This is a genomic window from Amycolatopsis alba DSM 44262 (assembly GCF_000384215.1).
GTDB lineage: Bacteria > Actinomycetota > Actinomycetes > Mycobacteriales > Pseudonocardiaceae > Amycolatopsis > Amycolatopsis alba.
Genome location: NZ_KB913032.1, coordinates 4,648,671 through 4,670,015, shown reverse-complemented (window position 1 = coordinate 4,670,015; position 21,345 = coordinate 4,648,671). Strand labels below are relative to the sequence as shown.

Annotated in this window: 20 protein-coding genes; 9 read left to right on the top strand and 11 right to left on the bottom strand. The window is 68.0% G+C overall.

What is annotated here, in order from left to right; all coding sequences use genetic code 11:
• Nucleotides 1–2: 2 nt before the first annotated feature.
• Nucleotides 3–1,436 carry an aldehyde dehydrogenase family protein gene (locus AMYAL_RS0122385; protein WP_020633496.1) on the top strand — a complete coding sequence of 478 codons (1,434 nt, stop codon included), beginning with the start codon at nt 3–5 and terminating at the stop codon, nt 1,434–1,436.
• Nucleotides 1,429–2,295 carry an aldehyde dehydrogenase family protein gene (locus AMYAL_RS0122380; protein WP_020633495.1) on the top strand — a complete coding sequence of 289 codons (867 nt, stop codon included), beginning with the start codon at nt 1,429–1,431 and terminating at the stop codon, nt 2,293–2,295. Before AMYAL_RS0122385 ends, AMYAL_RS0122380 begins: the two co-directional genes overlap by 8 nt.
• Nucleotides 2,296–2,337: 42 nt before the next feature.
• On the opposite strand, the gene AMYAL_RS0122375 is transcribed toward AMYAL_RS0122380, so the two are convergent.
• Entirely contained in the window at nt 2,338–2,973 is a 636-nt protein-coding gene (locus AMYAL_RS0122375; RefSeq protein ID WP_020633494.1) for a TetR/AcrR family transcriptional regulator, read from the bottom strand.
• 216 nt (nt 2,974–3,189) lie between these two features.
• Here AMYAL_RS0122375 and AMYAL_RS0122370 point away from each other — a divergent pair, with 216 nt between their 5' ends.
• Both AMYAL_RS0122370 and AMYAL_RS0122365 read left to right on the top strand, forming a co-directional pair.
• Nucleotides 3,190–4,404, top strand: a complete 1,215-nt coding sequence (locus tag AMYAL_RS0122370) for a cytochrome P450 (RefSeq protein WP_020633493.1) — start codon at nt 3,190–3,192, stop codon at nt 4,402–4,404.
• An 8-nt stretch (nt 4,405–4,412) separates the two neighbouring features.
• Nucleotides 4,413–4,607, top strand: a complete 195-nt coding sequence (locus AMYAL_RS0122365) for a ferredoxin (protein ID WP_020633492.1) — start codon at nt 4,413–4,415, stop codon at nt 4,605–4,607.
• Nucleotides 4,608–4,681: 74 nt separating this feature from the next.
• Here AMYAL_RS0122365 and AMYAL_RS0122360 read toward each other — a convergent pair whose 3' ends face one another.
• Genes AMYAL_RS0122360 through AMYAL_RS0122345 form a run of 4 tightly spaced genes read right to left on the bottom strand, consistent with a single transcriptional unit; the run spans nt 4,682 to nt 8,766 of the window.
• Nucleotides 4,682–5,497 (bottom strand): carbohydrate ABC transporter permease, encoded by an 816-nt coding sequence (locus tag AMYAL_RS0122360; RefSeq protein WP_020633491.1) that lies wholly within the window; start codon nt 5,495–5,497, stop codon nt 4,682–4,684.
• Nucleotides 5,494–6,429: a carbohydrate ABC transporter permease gene (locus AMYAL_RS0122355; RefSeq protein WP_020633490.1), complete on the bottom strand. Its 936-nt coding sequence runs from the start codon at nt 6,427–6,429 to the stop codon at nt 5,494–5,496. Before AMYAL_RS0122355 ends, AMYAL_RS0122360 begins: the two co-directional genes overlap by 4 nt.
• Nucleotides 6,429–7,769: an ABC transporter substrate-binding protein gene (locus AMYAL_RS0122350; RefSeq protein ID WP_020633489.1), complete on the bottom strand. Its 1,341-nt coding sequence runs from the start codon at nt 7,767–7,769 to the stop codon at nt 6,429–6,431. Before AMYAL_RS0122350 ends, AMYAL_RS0122355 begins: the two co-directional genes overlap by 1 nt.
• Nucleotides 7,762–8,766, bottom strand: a complete 1,005-nt coding sequence (locus AMYAL_RS0122345) for a zinc-dependent alcohol dehydrogenase family protein (protein WP_020633488.1) — start codon at nt 8,764–8,766, stop codon at nt 7,762–7,764. Before AMYAL_RS0122345 ends, AMYAL_RS0122350 begins: the two co-directional genes overlap by 8 nt.
• A gap of 142 nt (nt 8,767–8,908) precedes the next feature.
• Here AMYAL_RS0122345 and AMYAL_RS0122340 point away from each other — a divergent pair, with 142 nt between their 5' ends.
• Nucleotides 8,909–9,889, top strand: coding sequence for a sugar-binding transcriptional regulator (locus tag AMYAL_RS0122340; RefSeq protein ID WP_026467339.1), 981 nt, complete (start codon nt 8,909–8,911; stop codon nt 9,887–9,889).
• A 63-nt stretch (nt 9,890–9,952) separates the two neighbouring features.
• Here AMYAL_RS0122340 and AMYAL_RS0122335 read toward each other — a convergent pair whose 3' ends face one another.
• Nucleotides 9,953–10,330, bottom strand: a complete 378-nt coding sequence (locus tag AMYAL_RS0122335; RefSeq protein WP_020633486.1) for a winged helix-turn-helix transcriptional regulator — start codon at nt 10,328–10,330, stop codon at nt 9,953–9,955.
• Nucleotides 10,331–10,405: 75 nt separating this feature from the next.
• On the opposite strand from AMYAL_RS0122335, the gene AMYAL_RS0122330 reads away from it, so the two are divergent.
• Both AMYAL_RS0122330 and AMYAL_RS0122325 read left to right on the top strand, forming a co-directional pair.
• Nucleotides 10,406–10,999: an NADPH-dependent F420 reductase gene (locus tag AMYAL_RS0122330; protein WP_020633485.1), complete on the top strand. Its 594-nt coding sequence runs from the start codon at nt 10,406–10,408 to the stop codon at nt 10,997–10,999.
• A 54-nt stretch (nt 11,000–11,053) separates the two neighbouring features.
• Nucleotides 11,054–11,698 carry a hypothetical protein gene (locus tag AMYAL_RS0122325; RefSeq protein WP_020633484.1) on the top strand — a complete coding sequence of 215 codons (645 nt, stop codon included), beginning with the start codon at nt 11,054–11,056 and terminating at the stop codon, nt 11,696–11,698.
• 1 nt (nt 11,699) lies between these two features.
• Here the strand turns inward: AMYAL_RS0122325 and AMYAL_RS0122320 are convergent, their stop codons facing one another.
• Complete coding sequence (locus AMYAL_RS0122320) at nt 11,700–14,204, bottom strand: DEAD/DEAH box helicase (RefSeq protein ID WP_020633483.1); 2,505 nt, start codon at nt 14,202–14,204, stop codon at nt 11,700–11,702.
• Between the two features lie 153 nt (nt 14,205–14,357).
• Here AMYAL_RS0122320 and AMYAL_RS0122315 point away from each other — a divergent pair, with 153 nt between their 5' ends.
• Nucleotides 14,358–15,608: a hypothetical protein gene (locus AMYAL_RS0122315; RefSeq protein ID WP_020633482.1), complete on the top strand. Its 1,251-nt coding sequence runs from the start codon at nt 14,358–14,360 to the stop codon at nt 15,606–15,608.
• Between the two features lie 189 nt (nt 15,609–15,797).
• On the opposite strand, the gene AMYAL_RS0122310 is transcribed toward AMYAL_RS0122315, so the two are convergent.
• Complete coding sequence (locus AMYAL_RS0122310; RefSeq protein ID WP_039795652.1) at nt 15,798–17,006, bottom strand: MFS transporter; 1,209 nt, start codon at nt 17,004–17,006, stop codon at nt 15,798–15,800.
• A gap of 65 nt (nt 17,007–17,071) precedes the next feature.
• Nucleotides 17,072–18,172: an adenosine deaminase gene (locus tag AMYAL_RS0122305; protein WP_020633480.1), complete on the bottom strand. Its 1,101-nt coding sequence runs from the start codon at nt 18,170–18,172 to the stop codon at nt 17,072–17,074.
• A 209-nt stretch (nt 18,173–18,381) separates the two neighbouring features.
• On the opposite strand from AMYAL_RS0122305, the gene AMYAL_RS0122300 reads away from it, so the two are divergent.
• On the top strand, nt 18,382–19,470 hold the full coding sequence (locus AMYAL_RS0122300; RefSeq protein WP_026467337.1) for a hypothetical protein: 1,089 nt from the start codon (nt 18,382–18,384) through the stop codon (nt 19,468–19,470).
• Between the two features lie 207 nt (nt 19,471–19,677).
• Here AMYAL_RS0122300 and AMYAL_RS0122295 read toward each other — a convergent pair whose 3' ends face one another.
• Both AMYAL_RS0122295 and AMYAL_RS0122290 read right to left on the bottom strand, forming a co-directional pair.
• Nucleotides 19,678–20,958 carry a thymidine phosphorylase gene (locus AMYAL_RS0122295; RefSeq protein WP_020633478.1) on the bottom strand — a complete coding sequence of 427 codons (1,281 nt, stop codon included), beginning with the start codon at nt 20,956–20,958 and terminating at the stop codon, nt 19,678–19,680.
• On the bottom strand, nt 20,955–21,344 hold the full coding sequence (locus AMYAL_RS0122290; protein ID WP_020633477.1) for a cytidine deaminase: 390 nt from the start codon (nt 21,342–21,344) through the stop codon (nt 20,955–20,957). Before AMYAL_RS0122290 ends, AMYAL_RS0122295 begins: the two co-directional genes overlap by 4 nt.
• Nucleotide 21,345 lies beyond the last annotated feature (1 nt).

The window sequence follows — 21,345 nt, the reverse complement described above, 5'->3', positions numbered from 1 at the left end:
CCATGGGCATCTTCGAGTACGCGCCCGCGCCCGAATCGCGCGACCTCGCGAACCTCAAACCGCATTACCGGCCGTTCGTGAACGGCGAGTTCGTCGACGGCTCGGGTGAGCCGCTCAAGACGATCAACCCGGCCACCGAAGAGGTGCTCGCCGAGGTCGGCACCGCGTCGGTGTCCGATGTGGACATCGCGGTCAAGGCCGCGCGCAAGGCGTACAACACTGTCTGGTCCAAGATGCCGGGCTCCGAGCGCGCCAAGTACCTGTTCCGCATCGCGCGCCTGATCCAGGAGCGGTCGCGGGAGCTGGCCGTTCTGGAAAGCCTCGACAACGGCAAGCCGATCAAGGAATCACGCGATTCCGACGTGCCGACGGCCGCCGCGCACTTCTTCTACCACGCCGGCTGGGCCGACAAGCTCGACTACGCGGGCTACGGACCGAACCCGAAGCCGCTCGGCGTCGCGGGCCAGGTCATCCCGTGGAACTTCCCGCTGCTCATGCTGGCGTGGAAGATCGCGCCCGCGCTGGCCACCGGCAACACCGTGGTGCTCAAGCCGGCGGAGACCACGCCGCTGACCGCGCTGGTGTTCGCGGAGATCTGCCAGCAGGCCGAACTCCCGCCGGGCGTGGTCAACATCCTGCCCGGCGCCGGGGACATCGGCGCCGCGCTGGTCGGCCACGGCGACGTCAACAAGGTCGCCTTCACCGGATCGACCGAGGTCGGCAAGGCCATCCAGCGCCAGATCGCGGGCACCGCGAAGAAGCTGACGCTGGAACTGGGCGGCAAGGCGGCGAACGTCGTCTTCGATGACGCTCCGCTGGATCAGGCCGTCGAGGGGATCGTCAACGGGATCTTCTTCAACCAGGGCCACGTCTGCTGCGCGGGTTCGCGGCTGCTGGTGCAGGAGTCCATCGCCGAGGAGCTGATGGACAAGCTGCGCCACCGCGTCTCGACGCTGCGGCTGGGCGACCCGCTGGACAAGAACACCGACATCGGCGCGATCAACTCGGCCGAGCAGCTCGCGAAGATCAAGGGCCTGGTGGAATCCGGCGACGCCGAAGGGGCGGAGCGCTGGACCAGCCCGTGCCCGGTGCCGGAACGCGGTTTCTTCTTCGCCCCCACGGTGTTCTCGGACGTGCAGCAGTCGATGCGCATCGCCCGCGAGGAGATCTTCGGGCCGGTGCTTTCGGTGCTGACCTTCCGCACGCCGGACGAGGCCGTCACGAAGGCGAACAACACGCCGTACGGGCTCTCGGCCGGTATCTGGACCGAGAAGGGCTCGCGCATCCTGTGGATGGCGAACCAGCTCCGCGCCGGCGTCGTCTGGGCCAACACGTTCAACCGCTTCGATCCCGCCGCGCCGTTCGGCGGCTACCAGGAGTCGGGTTTCGGCCGCGAAGGCGGACGCACCGGACTGGAGGCCTACCTCGATGTCTGACCGTATTTCGGTAGCCAAGACCTACAAGCTCTACATCGGCGGCAAGTTCCCGCGCTCGGAATCGGGCCGCGTGTACCCGGTCAGCGACAGCAAGGGCAAGTTCCTCGCGAACGCCTCGCACGCGTCGCGCAAGGACGTCCGTGACGCGGTTTCCGCCGCCCGCAAGGCTTTCGGCGGCTGGTCGGCGGCGACGGCGTACAACCGCGGCCAGGTGCTGTACCGGGTGGCGGAGATGCTGGAAGGCCGTCGCGAGCAGTTCGTCGCGGAGGTGTCCGCGTCCGAAGGCGTCGCGGCGAAGAAGGCTCAGTCCCTTGTGGACGCTTCGATCGACCGCTGGGTCTGGTACGCGGGCTGGACGGACAAGATCGCGACCGTGCTCGGCGCGGCCAACCCCGTCGCGGGTCCGTACTTCTCCTTCACCGTGCCCGAGCCGACCGGCGTGGTCGGCGTGCTGGCTCCGCAGCAGTCGTCGCTGCTGGGCCTGGTGAGCGTGCTGGCCCCGGTGCTGGCGACGGGCTCGACCGCGGTGGTCGTCTCCAGCGCGGACAGGCCGCTGCCCGCGATCACGCTTTCGGAGGTCCTGGCGACGTCCGACCTGCCCGGCGGGGTCGCGAACATCCTGACCGGCCGGGCGTCCGAGCTGGGCTCGTGGCTGGCCTCGCACGGCGACGTCAACGCCCTCGACCCGACAGGCGCGGAGCCGTCCGCGCGGGCGGACCTGGCGCGCGACGCCGCAGGCACCGTGAAGCGTGTCCTGACCGTGCCGGACGCCGAGCCGGACTGGACGGCCGACGCCGACATCGCGCGGCTGCGGCGGTACCTGGAGGCGAAGACCGTCTGGCACCCGCTGGGCGTCTGACCTCTTATCCCCGGCGCGTTCGGTCCGCTGAATGCGCCGGGGTCACGGGTCCAGGTCGGCCCCGGTCAGCGCCCGGCCGGGAAGCGGCTCATTGTCCCCGGCCCGCAGACCGTCGATCATGATGCCGATGCACCGCCGGATCGCCATCCGCGCGACCTCGCCGTTCTTTCCCGGCATCTGCCGCAGCAACGTCGCGAACAGCATCGCGACGTCACCGGTGGCGACGTCCTTGCGGAGCCTGCCCTCCGCCTGCGCTCCCTGGACGAAACCGCCGAGCACCACCAGCAGTTCGTCACGCAGGGCCTTGATCGCGGGATCGCTCTTGAGGATCACCAGCGCCCGCGGGGACACCATCGCGAGCTGAATGCTCAGCTGCAACTCCATCGACTGGTGCAACAGCCGGATCAGGGCGTCCCAGTCCGAGGACTCCTGCTCCTTCGCGGCCCTCGCGTCCCTGAGGACCTTGTCGAAGTTGTCGACGGCGACCGCCCGGATCAGCGCGTCCCGGTCCGGGAAACGCCGGTAGAGGGTGCCGACGCCGACGCCGGCCGAGCGCGCGATCTCCTCCATCGGGACCTCGGCGCCCTGGGCGGCGAAGATCAGTCTCGCGGCGGCCAGGATCTGATCCCGGTTCCGGCGCGCGTCGGCACGCAAGCGGGTCTCGGGGTCGGCTGTCATGGTCCTCGCCTCTCGAAGGTCCTTCAGGCCCGTGATTCTCGCACGTGAGGACCTCCCCTTCACGCTTCCCGGGAAACCACCCCTTCGCGAGTGGACGACCTGCCTCCGCTTGAGTACCTTGGTGGCATAAGCGGAATGAAACCATCCGCATACGTTTTGGGGCCCCCTGTCCGATATCGCCCGAACCCACCCGACATTCTGGGGAAGGACAACCCGATGACCGACGTAGAGGAAACCACCGCGAACTTGCCCCTGATGCGCAAGTGCCCCTTTTCGCCACCGCCGGAATACGACGCGCTTCGCACGGAAAATCCGGTTTCACGGGTCGGCCTGCCTTCCGGGCAAACCGCTTGGGCCTTGACCAGGCTCGACGACATCCGCGAAATGCTGAGCAGCCCGCATTTCAGCTCCGACCGGCAGAATCCGGATTTCCCGCTGATGGTCAAGCGGCCGGTCCGGCGCGAGAACAAGCCGTTCCGCGCATCCCTCATCTCGATGGATCCGCCACAGCACAGCCAGGCCAGGCGCGATGTCGTCGGCGAATTCACGGTCAAGCGGATGAAAGCGCTGCAGCCGCGAATCCAGCAGATCGTCGACGAACATATCGACGCCCTGCTCGCGGGCCCCAAACCCGCCGATCTCGTCCAGGCGCTTTCGCTGCCGGTTCCGTCCTTGGTGATCTGCGAACTGCTCGGCGTCCCCTATTCGGACCACGAATTCTTCCAGGGCTGCAGTTCCAAGCTGCTCAGCCGGGAGGTCTCCGTCGAAGAACGCCAGGCGGCGTTCGAGCAGCTCGAGAACTATCTCGACGAGCTCGTCGACAAGAAAGAAGCGAACGCCACCGAGGACGACCTCCTCGGTCGCCAGATCCTCAAGCAGCGGGAGACGGGCGACGCCGACCACGACGAACTCGTCGGCCTGGCGTTCCTGCTGCTCATCGCCGGTCACGAGACGACGGCGAACATGATTTCGCTCGGCACGGTGACCCTGCTGGAGAACCCCGAGCAGCTGGAGAAGATCAAGGCGGACCCCGGCAAGACCCTCGCCGCGATCGAGGAACTCCTGCGGGTCTTCACCATCGCCGAGTCGGCGACCTCACGCCTCGCGACGGCGGACGTCGAGATCGGCGGCACGCTCATCCGTGCGGGTGAAGGCGTCATCGGCCTGAGCAACGCGGGCAACCACGACCCGGACGGCTTCGAGAACCCCGACGACTTCGACATCGAGCGCGGCGCGCGGCACCACGTCGCGTTCGGATTCGGGGTGCACCAGTGCCTCGGCCAGAACCTCGCGCGGATGGAACTCCAGATCGTGTTCGATACGTTGTTCCGGCGTATTCCGGGGATCAGGATCGCCGTTCCGGTCGACGAGCTGCCGTTCAAGCACGACTCGACGATCTACGGCCTCCACGCCCTCCCGGTCACCTGGTAGGAGGAGCCATGAAGATCATCGCGGACACCGGGAGGTGTGTGGGCGCGGGCCAGTGCGTGCTCACCGATCCCGATCTGTTCGACCAGAGCGAGGACGACGGCACGGTCATCGTGCTGAACGCCGAGCCCGAGGGGGAAGAGGCGGAAGAGAACGCCCGCACCGCCGTGCACATCTGCCCTGGTCAGGCGCTGTCGCTCGCGTAAGTCCGTGAAGGCCTCCTTGAGGGACTCTGAGTCCCTCAAGGAGGCCTTCACGGACCGGCCACGACGCCAGAGAGCTACTTGACCGCGCCCATGGAGAGGCCGCGGACCAGGTGGTTCTGCGCGATCCAGCCGACGATCATCACCGGCAGCGATGCGAGCAGGGCGGCCGCGGACAACTGCGCCCAGTACAGGCCCTCACTGGTGATGAACCCGACCAGGAACACCGGCACCGTCCCGGCCCGCGCGGCGGTGAGGTTGACCGAGTAGAAGAACTCGGTCCACGAGAAGATCACGCAGATCAGCGCGGTCGCGGCCACGCCGGGCGCGACCACCGGCATGATGATCTTCCGCAGCAGCACCGGCAGGGTCGCGCCGTCGATCCGGCCAGCCTCGATCATCTCGTGCGGCACTTCCAGGAAGAACGATCGCATCATCCAGATGGCCAGCGGCAGGTTCATCGACGTGTACAGGATGATCAGCGCCCACACGTTGTCCAGCAGCTGGGTGTTCTGCGAGATCACGTACAGCGGGATGATCGCCGCCACGATCGGCAGCATCTTCGTCGACAGGAAGAACCCGAGCGCGTTGCTCGTCCCCTTCACCGGCGCCAGCGACAGCGCGTACGCCGCCGGGATTCCCAGCAGCAGCACGAAAATCGTCGAAACAATGGTGACGAACGCCGAATTCGACAGGTACGGCAGGAAACCGCGTTCGAGCACGCCCGCGAACTGGTCGAGCGTCGGGGTGAAGAACAGCCGCGGCGGATCGGTATAGGCGTCGGCCTCCTGTTTGAAGGCCGTGAGGATCATCCACAGCAACGGGAACACGAACAGGATCGCGATCACCCAGGTCGCGACCGTCAGCGCGCCCGCGCCGAACCGGCCTTTCATTTCGCGCCTCCCTGCACCGAGAACGTGCGGAACATCAGCCGCAGCGCGAAGGTCGCGACGATCATCGTCAGGATCACGACGATCACGCCCATCGCGGACGACTGCCCGACGTCGAAACCTTGGAACGCCCGCTGATAGATGTAGAACGGCAGGTTCGTGCTGGCCGTCCCCGGACCACCCTGTGTCATCAGGAAGATCGCGTCGAAGCTGTTCACGATGTAGATCGCGCCCAGCAGCGTCGCCAGCTGCAGGAACCGGCTCAGATGCGGCAGCGTGATCGCGGTGAACGTCCGCCAGCGGCCGGCGCCGTCGACCGACGCGGCCTCCAGCACGTCCTTCGGCTGACTCTGCAGCCCGGCCAGGATCAGCAGCATCATGAACGGCGTCCACTGCCAGACGACCTGGGCCATCACGGCGGCCAGCGGGAATTCCGAAAGCCAGTCGACGTCGGTGCCGAACACGAAGTGCAGCAACCCGTAGGTCGGGTCGAACATCGTCGTCTTCCACAGCAGCGCGCCCGCCGCGGGCAGGATCAGGAACGGCGTGATCAGCAGCGTCCGGACCACCCCTCGGCCGAGGAACTTGCGGTCCAGCAGGATCGCGAGCCCCAGTCCGAGCAGCAGCGAGAAGAACACGCAGACGACCGTGAGGACGACGGTGTTCAGCAGCGCGCCGAGGAACGTCGAGTCGGCGAAGACGTCGATGTAGTTCTGCAACCCGACGAAATGCCGCGAGCCCGGCCGCACCAGGTTCCACGACTGGAACGAGTAGAACACCGTCAGCACGAACGGAAGCTGTGTCACGGCGACGACGAACAGCAGGGCGGGCAACAGCGGGAGCCGTCGTTTGAACGGCGTGTCGGTGCCGCGCTTCGGGGCCGCCTTCTTGGCTTCGGCGGGCTCGGTGCGGGCAGGAGCGGAGAGCGTGGCCATCACTGCACCTCCTGATACGACTTGCCGACGGTCTGCGCGTACTCCTGGGACTGCTTCAGCGCCTCGTCCACGGTGATCTGACCCGCGATCGCCGCCGAAAGCTGCTGGCTCACCCGTGTCCCGAGATCCTGGAACTCGGGGATGCCGACGAACTGGATGCCCGGATACGGCACCGGATTCGCCATCGCCTTGCGCTGGTCGGCGTCCGCGATCCCGTCCAGCGTCGGCTGCGCGTAGGCCTTGGCGGCTTCGCGGTACTGAGGAATGTCGTAGGTCGACTTCCGCACACCCGGCGGGACGCGGTTCCAGTCGCCGAACTCCTTGGCGACCCGCTGCACGTAGGCCTTGTCGGTCATCCAAGACATGAACTTGAAGGCGGCGTCCTTGTCTTTGGCGACCTTCGGGATCGCCAGCGCCCAGGTGTAGAGCCAGCCGCTCGCCTGCGTCTTCTCCACCGGCGCCGGGGCGTAGCCGGACTTGCCGACGACCTTGCTGGCCGACGGGTCCTCGTTCGTGCCGGCCATGACCGTGGCGTCGTACCACATCGCGGCCTGGCCTTGGGTGTACCGCGTGCCGCATTCGGAGAAGCCCGCGCTCGACGCGCCGACCTCGCCGTGGTTCCGCACGAGGTTCACGTAGAACTCGGCGGCCGCCTTGAACTCGGGGCTGGTCAGCTTGGCGTTCCAGTCCTTGTCGAACCACTGCGCGCCGAAGGTGTTGGCGACCGTGGTGAACGGTGCGAGACTCTCGCCCCAGCCGGGTTTGCCGCGCAGGCAGATCCCTGCGACCCCCTTCGCCTTGTCGTCGAGCTTCGCGGCGAACTCCGCGATCTGCGACCACGTCGGCTTGGCGGGCATCGTGAGTCCGGCCTGCTCGAACAGATCCTTGCGGTAGGCCAGGAACGACGACTCACCGTAGAAGGGCACCGCGTAGAGCGATCCGTTGTGCGACAAGGATTCCTTGATACTCGGGATGAAATCGCCCGCGTCGTAGGAGGGATTCGCCGCGATATGCGGTTCGAGGTTTTCGAGCCAGCCGTTCGCGGCCCACTGCGGTGCCTCGTAGTTGCTGATCATGACGACGTCGAATTCGCCGCCTTCGGTGGCCGTCGACGCGGTGATCTTCGCGCGGGCCTGGTTTTCCGGCAGCGAAACGAACTTGAGGGTGACACCGGGGTTCGCCTTCTCGAACTCGCCGGAAAGCTCGATGGCGTCCTTCATCTGCGGGTTCGCGACGATGCCGACGACGAGCGTCCGGTCGCCGGTCCCGAGGGCGCCCGCACCGGCGCATCCGGTGAGCGTCAGCAGGAGAACTCCGAGCAGAGCGGCTGCTTTACGCACTTTCGCCTCCCGGCAGGACCTGCACCTTCAAGCCGGCGCCGCTGCGCATGAGGGCGAGCGCGTCGGGGTACTGCTCCAGCGGGAGGGTGTCGGTGAGCAGCGCGCCGGTGTCGACGGCGCCACTGGCGACCAGGTCGAGTGCGGCACCGAAGCTGTTCATCACGGCCATCGAGCCGACGACGGTGATCTCGTCGTTGTAGATCCGGAACGGCGAAAGCGCGACGCGTGCTTCGGCGGGCGCGACCCCGAAGACCAGCAGGCGGCCTCCGCGCTGAAGCGAGTCGAAGGCGGCTTCGATGGCCGGTGCGGCGCCGGTGCAGTCCGCGGCCGCGTCGAACTTCTCGTCGTCGAGGTCCTTCACGTCACCCGCGACGGCGACCGCGCCGAGGTCCATGGCCCGGCCGAGGCGGCTGGTGTTGCGGTCGACCACCGTGACCTGGGCGCCCGCGCGCTGCAACAGCTGCTGCATGATCAGCCCCATCGTGCCCGCACCGACGACGAGGAACCGCTCCCCCGCCTCGACCCCGATCCGGCGCACGCCGTGGACCGCGCAGGAAACCGGCTCGACGAGGGCGCCCTGTTCCCAGGTCATCGTGTCCGGCATGCGGTAGCAGTTCGCGGAAGGAACGGCGACGTACTCGGCGAAAGCGCCGTTCACCGTGTCGCCGGTCGCGTTCCAGTTCTCGCAGAGGTTGCCGCGGCCGGACCGGCAAGGCTTGCAGTAGCCGCAGAACAGCGACGGGTCGACGGCCACCCGGTCGCCGACCTTCCAGCCGCCCGGCACGTCGGCGCCGAGTTCGACGATCTCGCCCGCGAATTCGTGGCCGGGGACGATCGGGTACGGCGTCGGCGGGAAATGCCCGTCGGCGATGTGGAGGTCGGTCCCGCAGATCCCGCAGGCACCCACCTTGACGACGACCTGGCGATCCCCCGGTTTGGGATCGGGTACCTCGCCGACCCTGATCTCCCCCGGCTTGTCCACGATCGCGGCACGCATGCCAGCTCCTCTTCTCTCGCTCAAATGAGCGGGGTGGGCCTATGCTTCGGACTGCATGTCAGGCTGTTGATGTCCCCGCATGGTGAACTTTTCCCAGTTGTTACGTCAACCTTTCGGGTTGTTTTCGCGCTATAGTGCTCAGATGAGCGGGAAGAAACAGAGTCCCGGCCTCGTGGAGTCACTGCTCCTCGCCGCCGTGGCCCGGCGGTTCTACGAACAGGGCGCCTCGAAACTGGAGATCGCCGACGAGTTCGGCGTCAGCCGGTTCAAGGTCGCCCGGATGCTGGACACGGCCAGGGAAGCCGGCATCGTCACGGTCGAATTCCGCTTGCCGGCGCCGGTCGATCTCGTACTGTCCGAGGAAATCCGCGTCGCGTACCGGCTGGACCGCGTCCTTGTGCTCGAACGAGCACCGGAACCGGAATCCCGCGAAGTGGCACGGCGGAAGATCGGCTCGCTCGCCGCCCGCCTCCTGACCGAGATCGTCACTACGGGCGACGTCATCGGCCTGTCCTGGGCACGTTCCGTGAACGCGATGACCGAAGCGATCGAGTCGCTGCCGAAATGCCCGGTCGTGCAACTGTGCGGGGTGCAGGCGGGGATGGACATGCGGGACCGGTCGGTGGAGACGGTAAGCCGGGTCGCGTCGGTGTCCGGCGGCCAGGCGTACCCGATCTTCGGCCCGCTCGTCCTCCCCGACCGCCGCACCACCGAGACACTGCGCAGGCAGCCGGGGATCGCGGAGACCTTCGGGCAGTTCAAGAACCTGACCAAGGCCGTCGTCAGCATCGGCGCGTGGAAGCCCGAGGAGTCGACGGTCTACGACGCGCTCGACGAGACGGAGCGGAGCGCGATAGCGAAACGCGGTGCCAAAGCGGAGGTTTCCGCGCGCCTGTTCGACGCCGACGGGACCCCCATGTCCACCGGGCTGGCCCACCACGTGCTGGCCATCAGCGCCGAAGAACTGCTGGCGGTCCCCGAGGTGATCGCGCTGGGCTACACGGAACCGAAGGCCGAAGCCATCGACGCCGTCCTGCGCTCCGGCATGGTCTCGACGCTGATCACCGACGCCGCCGCGGCCGTCCCCCTGCTCAAGCTGGCCGAGGCCCGCCCGCTTCCCTGACCGATCACGCGAGTTCCGCCTTCAATCACGCGAGTTCGCCGTCTGATCACGCGTGATCGTCGTTCAATCACATGTGATCGCCGTCTGATCACGCAGGGCCGGGGTCACCATGTCCTGAGCCGCCATCACCTCGTCGCCATGGCGGTGAGCCCACTCCCCGAAGGCCTCGATGGGCCCCAGCAAGGTGACCCCGAGGTCCGTCAGCGAGTACTCGACCTTCGCCGTCCGCCCGCAGTCGCGCCGGTGGACCAGGCCGTTGAACTCCAGCCGCCGGACCGTTTCCGTGAGCACCTTCGTGCTGATCCCGCCCAGCCGTCGCCGCAACTCTGCGGGTCGCAGCGGCCCCTCGCGCAGGGCCCACAGGACGACCGGGTTCCACGTGTTCGCCATCAGGTCGAAGGCGAGCCTGGCCCGGCAGTCGGCGAGGAAGACGTCGTTCATGGGACCTCCGGTAACCACTTGGTACCCGCGCCGCTTTCTACGGTCGTGTCGTAACTCGATCTTAGGGAGCGGCACATGCGTATCGGTATTTTCGGCGCGGGCGGGATGGCGGAGGCGCTCGGCGGCCAGTGGTCCGGGCACGAGATGATGGTCGCCGCGCGCGACCGGGCCAAGGCCTCGAAGATCGCCCCTCGAACCGGGAGCTGGGAAGAGACCGCTCGCGCGAGCGACGTGATCCTCCTGGCCCTCCCCGCGCCGTCGGTGACGGAAGTCCTTGCCGCGGCCGGGAATTCGCTCGCGGGGAAGATCCTGATCGACTGCACCAACGCGGTCGGCCCCGGCGCCGTGCTCACGATCCCCGCCCAGGCGGAGCGAATCGCCGCCGCCGCGCCGGACGCGCACGTGGTCAAGGCGTTCAATCTGTGCCATGTGGACGTCTGGCGGATGACTCCCCCGGTGTTCGACGGCCGCCCGCTCGCGGTGCCGCTCTGCGGCCCGCCGGAGGCTGTCGAGGTGGTGAGTTCCCTGGTGCGCGACATCGGTTGCACGCCGCTGAACGCCGGCGGGCTCGACCGGGCACGGCTCATGGAGGCGACCATGGCGTTCACGGTCGGGCTGTGGTTCGACGGCCACGACGCCCAGGCCTGTTTCCCGCCCCTTCCGGCCTGATTTCAGGGTCGCCCCGGATGTGCCGGGCGGGGCGGTCACGCGAAGGTGTGCGGCATGGGGAAGAAGACATGGCGGCAGCTGACCGTCTGGCTGCACGTCATCACCTCGGTGGGCTGGATGGGGCAGGCCTTGGCACTGTTCACCCTCCTGGCGATCAGCCGCACCACCGAGGATGACGCGATCCGCGTCGCCGCGACGTCCATGGCGCACGAGATCGACTCGCTCCTGCTGGCCCCGCTCGCCAACGCGTCGGCCTTCACCGGTTTCATGCTCGCCGCGGCGACGGCCTGGGGATTCGCCCGGCACTGGTGGGTGCTGGCGAAGTTCGCGATCACGCTCGTGCAGCTCTACGCCGGGATCTTCCTGCTGTCAGGCGCTTTGCAGGATTCCGTCGTGGCGGCGCGGGTGGGTGAACCGGCACCGGTAGCCCTGGTCGCCGGAACCGCGCTGATGGCGAGCGCGCTGGCGTTCCAGGCGTGGCTTTCGGTGGCGAAGCCGTGGGGCAAAGTCCGGACCGGCCCGAAGCTGCCCGTGGCGCCGACGTGGATGTTCGTCGCCGCCGTCGCCGCGCCGCTCATCGACATCACGGTGGGCCTTCTCCTGGGCTACCCGCTGCCCGCGCTCTCGTTGGTCGTGCTGATCGTGCAGCTGGTGCGACGCCGCCGGGAACTCCGCCCGGCGGCTGTCCCCGCCACCTGAATCAGAGCTGGTCCACCGCGGTGATCCGGATGACCGCTGAGCCCGCCTCGTCCGAAGCCGCCAGGTCGACCTCCGCGCTGATGCCCCAGTCGTGGTCGCCCGCCGGGTCGTCGAAGATCTGCCGCACCCGCCAGATCTCCGTCTCCTTCTCGATGATCAGCAGCTTGGGCCCGCGCGCGTCCGGCCCGATGCCGAGGGTTTCGTGCTCGTCGAAGTAGTCCTCGATGGCGTCTTCCCACGCGTCCGCGTCCCAGCCCGAAGCCGCGTCCAGCTCGCCGAGCGTCCCGTAGGACCGCCGGGCGGCCAGTTCGACCCGGCGGAACAGCTCGTTCCGCACGAGCACCCGGAACGCCCGCTCGTTCCGCGTGACCGCGGGCGGTTCGGACGGCGGCCGCGCCGAGACCGGGCCTTCCTCTTCGGGGTGCCGCAAGGCTTCCCACTCGTCGAGGAGGCTGGAGTCGACCTGGCGCACCAGTTCGCCGAGCCATTCGATGAGGTCCTGCAGCCCCTCGTCCTTGGCCTCGTCGGGAACCGTGTGCCGGAGCGAGTCATAGGTGTCGGTGAGATACCGCAGCACCAGCCCTTCCGAACGGGCGAGCTGGTAGAAACCGATGTACTCCACGAAGTTCATCGCGCGCTCGTACATGTCGCGCACGACCGATTTCGGCTTCAGCTCGTAGTCCTCGACCCACGGATGCCCTTGCCGGTAGCGGGAATACGCCGCCTCCAGCAATTCCTCCAGCGGCTTCGGGTACGTGACGTTTTCGAGCAGTTCCATCCGCTCGTCGTACTCGATGCCCTCGGCCTTCATCGCCTGGACGGCCTCGCCACGCGCCTTGAACTGCTGCTGCGAAAGCACCGGGCGCGGATTGTCCACTGTGGATTCCACAATGGACACGACGTCGAGCGGATACGACGGCGATTCGACGTCGAGCAGTTCGATCGCGGCCAGCGCGAACGGCGAGAGCGGCTGGTTCAGCGCGAAGTCGAACTGCAGGTCCACGGTGAGCCGGACGATCCGGCCCTGCTCGTCGGGTTCGTCGAGCCGCTCCACGACACCGGCCGCGAGCAGCGCTCGGTAGATCGCGATCGCGCGCAGGATCAGTTTCCGCTGGGCGGGACGGTCGGAGTGGTTGTCCTCCAGCAGATGCCGCATCGAGTCGAACGCGTTGCCCGGTCGGGAGATGACGTTCAGCAGCATCGAGTGGCTGACGTGGAAGCTCGACGTGAGCGGCTCCGGCTCGGCCGCGATCAGCCGGTCGAAGGTGCTCTCCGTCCAGTTGACGAACCCTTCGGGCGCCTTCTTGCGGACGATCTTCTTTTTCTTCTTCGGGTCGTCACCCGCCTTCTCCAGCGCCTTGGCGTTTTCGACGACGTGGTCCGGCGCCTGCACGACGACGTAGCCGTCGGTGTCGTACCCGGCCCGCCCCGCGCGCCCGGCGATCTGGTGGAACTCGCGCGCCTTGAGATGCCGTTGCCGTACGCCGTCGTACTTCGTCAGCGCTGAAAAGACCACTGTGCGAATAGGTACGTTGATGCCGACGCCGAGCGTGTCGGTCCCGCAGATCACCTTCAGCAGCCCGGCTTGCGCGAGCTGCTCGACCAGGCGCCGGTACTTCGGCAGCATCCCGGCGTGGTGGACGCCGATGCCGTGCCGGACCAGCCGGGACAACGTCTTCCCGAACCCGGCCGAGAAGCGGAAGTCGCCGAGCATCTCGGCGATCGCCTCCTTTTCCGCCTTCGAGGTGACGTTGATGCTCATCAGCGTCTGCGCCCGCTCGATCGCCGCCGCCTGCGAGAAGTGCACGACGTAGACCGGCGACTGACCGCCGTGGAGCAGCTCGGACATCGTCTCGTGCAACGGTGTCAGCGCGTAGCGGAAGGTCAGCGGCACCGGCCGTTCCGCCGAGGTGACCACCGCGGTCGGGCGGCCCGTGCGCCGGGTGAGATCTTTTTCGAAGAACGAGACGTCGCCCAGCGTCGCCGACATCAGCACGAACTGCGCGTTCGGCAGTTCCAGCAGCGGCACCTGCCAGGCCCAGCCGCGATCCGGCTCCGAGTAGAAGTGGAACTCGTCGGCGATGACCTGGCCGACCGGCGCGTCGGCACCGAACCGCAACGCCATGTTCGCCAGGATTTCCGCGGTACAGCAGATGATCGGCGCGTCGGCGTTCACCGCCGAGTCGCCGGTCATCATGCCGACGTTCTCGGGGCCGAAGATCTCGATGAGCTGGAAGAACTTCTCCGAGACCAGGGCTTTGATCGGCGCGGTGTAGTAGCTGCGGCGGCCGTGCGCGAGCGCGGTGAAGTGCGCCCCGACCGCGACCAGGCTCTTTCCCGAGCCCGTCGGCGTCGACAGGATCAGGTTCGCCCCGGAGACCACTTCGATGATGGCCTCCTCCTGCGCGGGGTACAGCTCAAGCCCGCGCTCGGCTGTCCAGGTCGAGAAGGCTTCGAACAGCGAGTCGGGGTCGGGAGCCGCAGGCAGGAGGTCTGTAAGTGTCATCAGAAGGCCTATCGTGCCATCCGTTGGTCGCTTCTTGCCCAGGGGTGATCGCGCCCATCGGCGGAAACCCGTAGGCTTCGCGGTACCGCGCACCCACCGGGCAAGCATCACCCGGCCGCGCGCACACAGGCGGTAATCCGAGAGGGCTAAGGAATGGCACAGGACATCATCCCGATCGAACTCGGCCTGCCACAGGGTGACGTCGTCACTCTCTGGGCGCCGCGCTGGCGGGAAGACGGCGAGGAGTGGGAAGCCTTCCTCGGCGACGAGGAGGACCTGTACGCCTTCCCGGACGCCGCGCACCTGGCCGCATTCGTGCGGACCTCCGAGCAGCACGACCTGCTCGACCACCCCGCGTGGGAGGTCGTGCCGGCACTGAACGTGCCCGAGCTGATCCCGGACGACGACCACACCTACGACCTGGTGGGCGTCCCCGAGCTGGTCGCCGAGAAGCCGGACCAGTGGACGCTCGGCGAGCTGGCCGAGATCATCGGCATCGTGCGTTCGCTCGCGGACGTGTGCGAGCTCGAAGAGGTCCACGAGGTCCTCGACGCGCACGAGAGCTTCTCGCTGCTGGACCAGGGCACGCTGCCCTTCTCCGGCCGTGACGGCGAGCGCCTCTGGGCGGACCTGTCCGAGGCGGTCTCCGAGAAGTGGGACATCGTGCTCGACGCGATCGACGGCCTGGTGACCGCGCCCGACGTCGACGAGAAGGTGCTGGAGCAGACGGCGGAGGAGCTCGCGACCTTCCTCGCGGAGTCCGCCGAAGCCGAGGCGGCCGCCGCCGAGAACGAGGACCTCGAAGACGTCGACGCGGATGACGACGAGGACGAAGACGACGAGCCCGTCGGTTTCTGGGGCGAGGTCGGCATCGACCCGATCAAGATCATCACCTCCGGCGCCGAGTACTACACGCTGCGCTGCTACCTCGACGACAAGCCGATCTTCCTCGGCAGCGAAGGCGAGATCGACGTCTTCTCCTCCGAGAAGGCGCTCCTCCGCGCGATCGCGGACGGCAAGGAGCTGGCGGGCAACGACCTCGCCCAAGTGTCCACTTGGGACGAGGTGACCACGAAGGCCACCGCGGGCGAGCTCGAGATCGACGTCGACTCCGAGAACACCTACGTGCTCAACGGCATCGCCGACGACATCGCCGAAGGGCCGGAGTCGATCGATCCGATCCAGCTGGAGCTGGCCGTCGAGCTGATCACCGACGCCGCCGACTGGGCCGACGACGACAGCGTCGAAACCGCGCTGGCCGCCAACGAAAGCCTCGGCTGGCTGGTGTCGTTCGTGCTGCGGCCGGACCCCTCGCGTCTCGAGCCGAGCGCTCCGTTCGACGCCGAGCAGTCCGAGTGGCGCAAGCTCGTCGAGACCTTCGAGAACCGGCTCACGGTGTTGTAGCTCGCGCGCTGACGAAAAGCGCGATGAAGGGGCGGTTCCCGTTCAACGTCACGTTGGGCGGGGAGGCGCCCCTTCATCGCGCTTTTCGTGGGCCTTCGGCCCGAAAGAGGGCGCGCGAGGTGAAGTCTCTCGTCGCGCTGGCGCGCTTCCGAGAGACAGTCCGCCGGTCACCTTGCAGGGCACGTCCGGTCACTTGGTGGGGCGCGCGGTCTTTTCGTCTTTGACGGGTACCAGGGCCACGGCCAGCGCCGGGAAGACCGCGGCCACGCAGAAGGCCAGCGCGTACCGCGAATCACCGATCACCAGGCCCAGCATCGGCGGGGTCAGCGCGGCGGCGATGTTCTGGCCGGTGTTCTGCGTGCCCATCGCCCGCCCCGCCCACGCTAGACCGGCCATCTCCGCCGACGCGGTGAATCCGAGCCCGTTGTCGGACACGGTGATCACCGCGGCCAGGACCAGCGCGAGCAGCACCAGCCATGGCCACGTCGCGTCCCCCAGCGCGACCAGCAGCATCGCCCCGGCGCTCGAGATCGCCAGCTGCCGCATCGGCCGCAGCCTGCTGCCGACGCGGTCGGACCAGTAGCCCGACACCAGCCTGCCCAGCGCGCCGAGGATCTGGACGGCGCCGACGAACCAGCCTGCCGACGCGGCCGTCCAGTGGTGCATGGTCACCAGGTACACGGGGGTGAACGCGGAAACGGTGAACTGCGGGACGACGAGCAGCGCGCTCGCGCCGTGGACCCGCCAAAGAGCAGGCTTCCGGTACGGCGACGGCGGCTTCTCCTCCTTGCCCGCTTCGGACTCCGGGCGCGGCGGGTCGACCAGGAGCCAGGCGACCAGGAGCGCGACGACGATCGCGGCCAGCGCGGGCAGCATCAGCGAGACCTGGAAACCCCAGCGGTCCGCGAGCGGCGGGAGGCCGAAGGCGGCGACCCCCACCCCGAGCGGCTGGGCCATCTGGCGGATGCCCATCGCGAGGCCGCGTTCGGCCGGGCCGAACCAGCCGAGGACGGCCCGGCCGCTCGCGGCGTTCACTGACGCGGTGCTCGCGCCGGCGAGCAGGAACACTCCAAAGAGAGTCCCGAGCGAGTGATCACCGACGGTCGCGTACACGAGGAGTAACCCCGAGACGCCGAGTCCGAGGGCCATTACCAAACGCTCTCCGTAACGGTCCGCGGCCGCACCCCACAGGATCAAGGTGAACAACAGGCCAAGACTCGGCGCCGCGACCACCGTTCCCGCCTCGGCGAGCGTGAGACCCTCCGCACGCTGCATGGACGGCACCAGGAACGGGATCCCGTAGAGGAACGAACAGCTCGCGGTCTGCGCGGCGAGGCCGAGCGCGAGGATGAGCCAGCGCCGTTTGCCGCCGATCCCCACGTTCGCGACCTGCGCCATCTTCGCCACCGTTTCACTATTTGGGATTGAACTCCTACATAGTGAACGATAGTTGCCGGTGCTAACTAACGCAAGGCGGCGTATCCGGGCTTGATCACCGTGTTGATGATGTCGAGCCGCTGGTCGAAATCGAGGAACGCGGATTTCATCGCATTGATGGTGAACCACTCGAGATCGGCCAGGCCGAAGCCGAACGCCTCGGCAAGGGCGGCGAATTCGCTGGTCATGGAGCAGCCGCTCATCAGCCGGTTGTCGGTGTTGACGGTGACCCGGAACCGCAGCCTGGCGAGCAGGCCGATGGGATGTTCGCCGATCGAGCGCGCCGCTCCCGTCTGGACATTGGACGTGGGGCAGATCTCCAGCGGGATCCGGCGGTCGCGGACGTAGGCGGCCAACCGTCCCAAATGGACCGTGCCGTCACTGTCGGTCTTGATGTCGTCGACGATGCGCACACCGTGGCCGAGCCGCTCCGCGCCGCAATGCTGAATCGCCTCCCAAATCGACGCGAGCCCGAACGCCTCACCGGCATGAATCGTGAAATGCGCATTATTCGTCCGCAGAAACTCGAATGCGTCGAGATTTCTGGTAGGCGGAAATCCGTCTTCCGGTCCGGCGATGTCGAACCCGACCACGCCGGCGTCGCGGTAGCGGACGGCGAGACCGGCGATCTCGAGCGCCCTGGCGTGCTGGCGCATCGCGCAGAGCAACGTCCCGACGCGGATCCGGCCGCCCGCCGCCGCCACTCTCCGTTCACCTTCCTCGAACCCGGCCTGAACAGCCTCGACCACCGCATCGAGTGACAGTCCGCGTTCGACGAAGAGTTCGGGCGCGTACCGCACCTCGGCGTAGACGACGCCGTCGGCCGCGAGGTCTTCCACCGCCTCGGCGGCCACTCTGACCAGCGCTTCCTCGGTCTGCATCACGCCACAGGTATGCGCGAACGTCTCAAGGTACGAGACGAGGGAGCCGGAATCGGCGGCGTCGCGGAACCATCGCCCGAGCTCGACGGGATCGCTGGCAGGCAAGGCCTGGTACCCGGTCCGTTCGGCGAGTTCGGCGACCGTGGCCGGACGGAGGCCGCCGTCCAGATGGTCGTGCAGGAGGACCTTGGGAGCGCGGGCCAGTACCGCCTCCGGGATGCGGGAACTGCTGCTTTCAGAGGACATACGTAACGGTAACCAGGCTGTCATTCCCCTACATGGCGGTAAGTCTCGCGCTTGACTTAACCCTCAGCTTTGTGGATCACGAGCTGAATCGGCCATCAGGGCAGAGCTCGGCATTGTCCGATACACGGGGGCCATACGCACAGCAATTTCGCAATGGATAAGCTTCACGGCACGTCCCTCCCATTTCCCCGCCCACGAAGGACACCGCAGTGACCACTGACAACCACATTGCAGCCCCGTCCTTCGACCGGATGCGCAACATGCTGGTGCGCGCGGCCGAAGTGCGTGAGAGCGAACAGCAGCAGATCTTCGACGCGCTCGACGACATCTACGCACGTCTGGCGCCGGTCGACTCGCTCGGCGCGGTCCGCAAGCGCCTCTCGGAGATGCCCGACCGCACCGAGACCAGCGTGCTCGCCGAGCGTCTCGACGAGACCATGTCGCGGCTCGAAGCGCAGGACACCGCGATCGCCGCGCTGACCCGCGCCGTCGAAAGCATCGTCGACAAGCTGGCCAAGCCGTTCGCCCAGCTCGACGGCCGCCTCGACGGCATGGCCGCGCGCCTCGAAGGCGTCGGGGGCCGGATGGACGGGCTCGAGGACAAGCTCCAGAACATCCACCGCCGTCTCGACGAGCTCGGCGCGCACCTCGACAAGCAGGACGTGAAGACCGACTCGCTGCCGCAGTCGGTGATCGGCCCGGTGCGCGAGCGCGTCGAGCAGGCCGAGTCGGCCCTGCGCGACCGCGTCGACACCGTCGACCGCGAGCTGCGCACCCGCGTCGAGAACCTCGACAAGGCCACCAAGGACAGCCTCACCGCGAACACCGAAGCGCTGAAGACCGCGCTGACCGAGACCGGCGAGATGATCGACGCCTCGGAGCGCCTCGACGGCCTCGGCGACCGCCTCGAGAAGGTCACCTCGCGCCTCGACGACCTGGCCGAGCGGCTCGACAAGGTCGAGGACGGCTTCACCGGACGCCTCGGCGACCTCGACGGCTCGATCCGCAGCGGCCTGTCGAAGGTCGAGAGCACGCTGCAGAAGCAGCCGGACACCGACTCGGTCGACACGCTGGTGCGCAAGAGCAACGACGAGTCCGTCCGCCGCATCGGCGGCCAGCTGGACGAGGCCATGGCGACCTTCGCGGAGCTGATGCTCGGCGGTGGCCCGGCCGTGCAGCAGATCGCCCCGCCGCCGCCCGCCCCGCGTCAGCCGCGTCGCAGCTCGCGCAACGGCCGTGCCCCCAAGGCGGCCGACGCCAAGGCGAAGGCCGACGGCACCGACGAGACCACCGACTGATCTCGCTTGACGCGTGAAGGCCCCCTTCCCCGGCTCCGCCTCGGGAAGGGGGCCTTCACGCTTCTCCGCCCCTCCGCTCCGCCGGCGCCGGACGTCCTGAAGGCCCCCTTTGAGACGTTGAACGTCTCAAAGGGGGCCTTCAGGACGCGAGGCCGCAACCCAGGGGTCCCGCGCCGCCACAGATCGCGATTAGCCCGCGAAAGTCGATTAGGCGCGCACGGTCTCCAGGACGAGCGGAGCGGAGTCCGGCGCCGAGGAGCCAACGGCGTAGGCGCCTTCGAGCGCAGCGAGAGCCGAAGGAACGGCGTCCGGAGTGTCGGTGTGCAGCTCCAGCAGCGGCTGCCCGGCCGTCACCTTGTCGCCCGGCTTCGCCAGGCACAGCACGCCGGCCGCGGCCTGCACCGGATCCTCCTTGCGCGCCCGCCCGGCCCCGAGCCGCCAAGCGGCGACCCCGACCGAATACGCGTCCAGCGAAGCCAAGACACCAGACGACGGCACCGGGACGATGTGGACATGCTTGGGCCGCGGCAGAGCGGCCTCCGGATCCCCGCCCTGAGCGGCGATCATCCGGCACCACGTCTCGTAGGCCTGACCCGACGCGAGCACCGCGGCCGGGTCCACATCGGACAGCCCGGCCAGCGCCAGCATCTCCCGCGCCAAAGCCACGGTCAGCTCGACGACGTCCGCCGGGCCACCGCCGCGCAGCACCTCGACCGACTCCGCGATCTCGATCGCGTTGCCGACTGCATGCCCCAACGGCACGTTCATGTCCGTGATCAGCGCCGTCGTCGCGACACCGTGCGCGGTCCCGATCTCCACCAGGGTCCGCGCGAGTTCCCGCGCCTGCGGCAGCGTCTTCATGAACGCGCCCGAACCGGTCTTCACGTCGAGAACGAGCCCGGCCGAGCCCTCGGCGATCTTCTTGCTCATGATCGAGCTCGCGATCAGCGGGATCGACTCCACCGTCGACGTCACGTCCCGCAGCGCGTACAGCTTCTTGTCCGCCGGAGCCAGCCCCGACGTCGCCGCGCACACCACCGCGCCGACCTCGTCCAGCTGCCGGATGATCTCCGACGTCGACAGCGCGGCACGCCAGCCGGGGATCGACTCCAGTTTGTCGAGCGTCCCGCCCGTGTGCCCGAGCCCGCGTCCGGACAGCTGCGGCACGGCCGCGCCACAAGCCGCGACGAGCGGTGCCAGCGGCAGCGTGATCTTGTCGCCGACCCCGCCGGTCGAATGCTTGTCGATCGTCGGACGGCTGACCTTCAGGTCCAGCCGCTCCCCCGATTCGATCATCGCGCCGGTCCACCGCGCGATCTCCCCGGAGTCCATCCCCCGCAGGAAGATGGCCATCGCGAGCGCGGCCATCTGTTCCTCGGCGATGTCTCCGCGCGTGTACGCGTCGATGGTCCAGTCGATCTGCTCGTCGGTGAGCCGTCCACCGTCCCGCTTCGCGCGGATGACGTCGACGGCGGCGAACGCGCTCATGGCAGGTCGTCCGGCCCGAAGGCGTCCGGCAGCACCGACGACATCGGCAGGATGCCGCTGGGAGTGTCCACAAGGCACTCCGCGCCGCCGTGCTCGAACAGGATCTGACGGCAACGTCCGCACGGCATCAGCAGATCGCCGGAGCCACTGCGGCAGGCGACGGCGACGAGCTTGCCGCCGCCGGTCAGCCGCAGCTGCCCCGCCATCGTGCATTCCGCACACATTCCCAAGCCGTACGAAGCGTTCTCGACGTTGCAGCCGACGACGATCCGGCCGTCGTCCACCACACCCGCGACACCGACGTGCAGGCCCGAGTACGGCGCGTACGCCGACTTCGCCGCTTCGACGGCTTGAGCCCGCAGGGCTTCCCAGTCGTACTCCGCCATG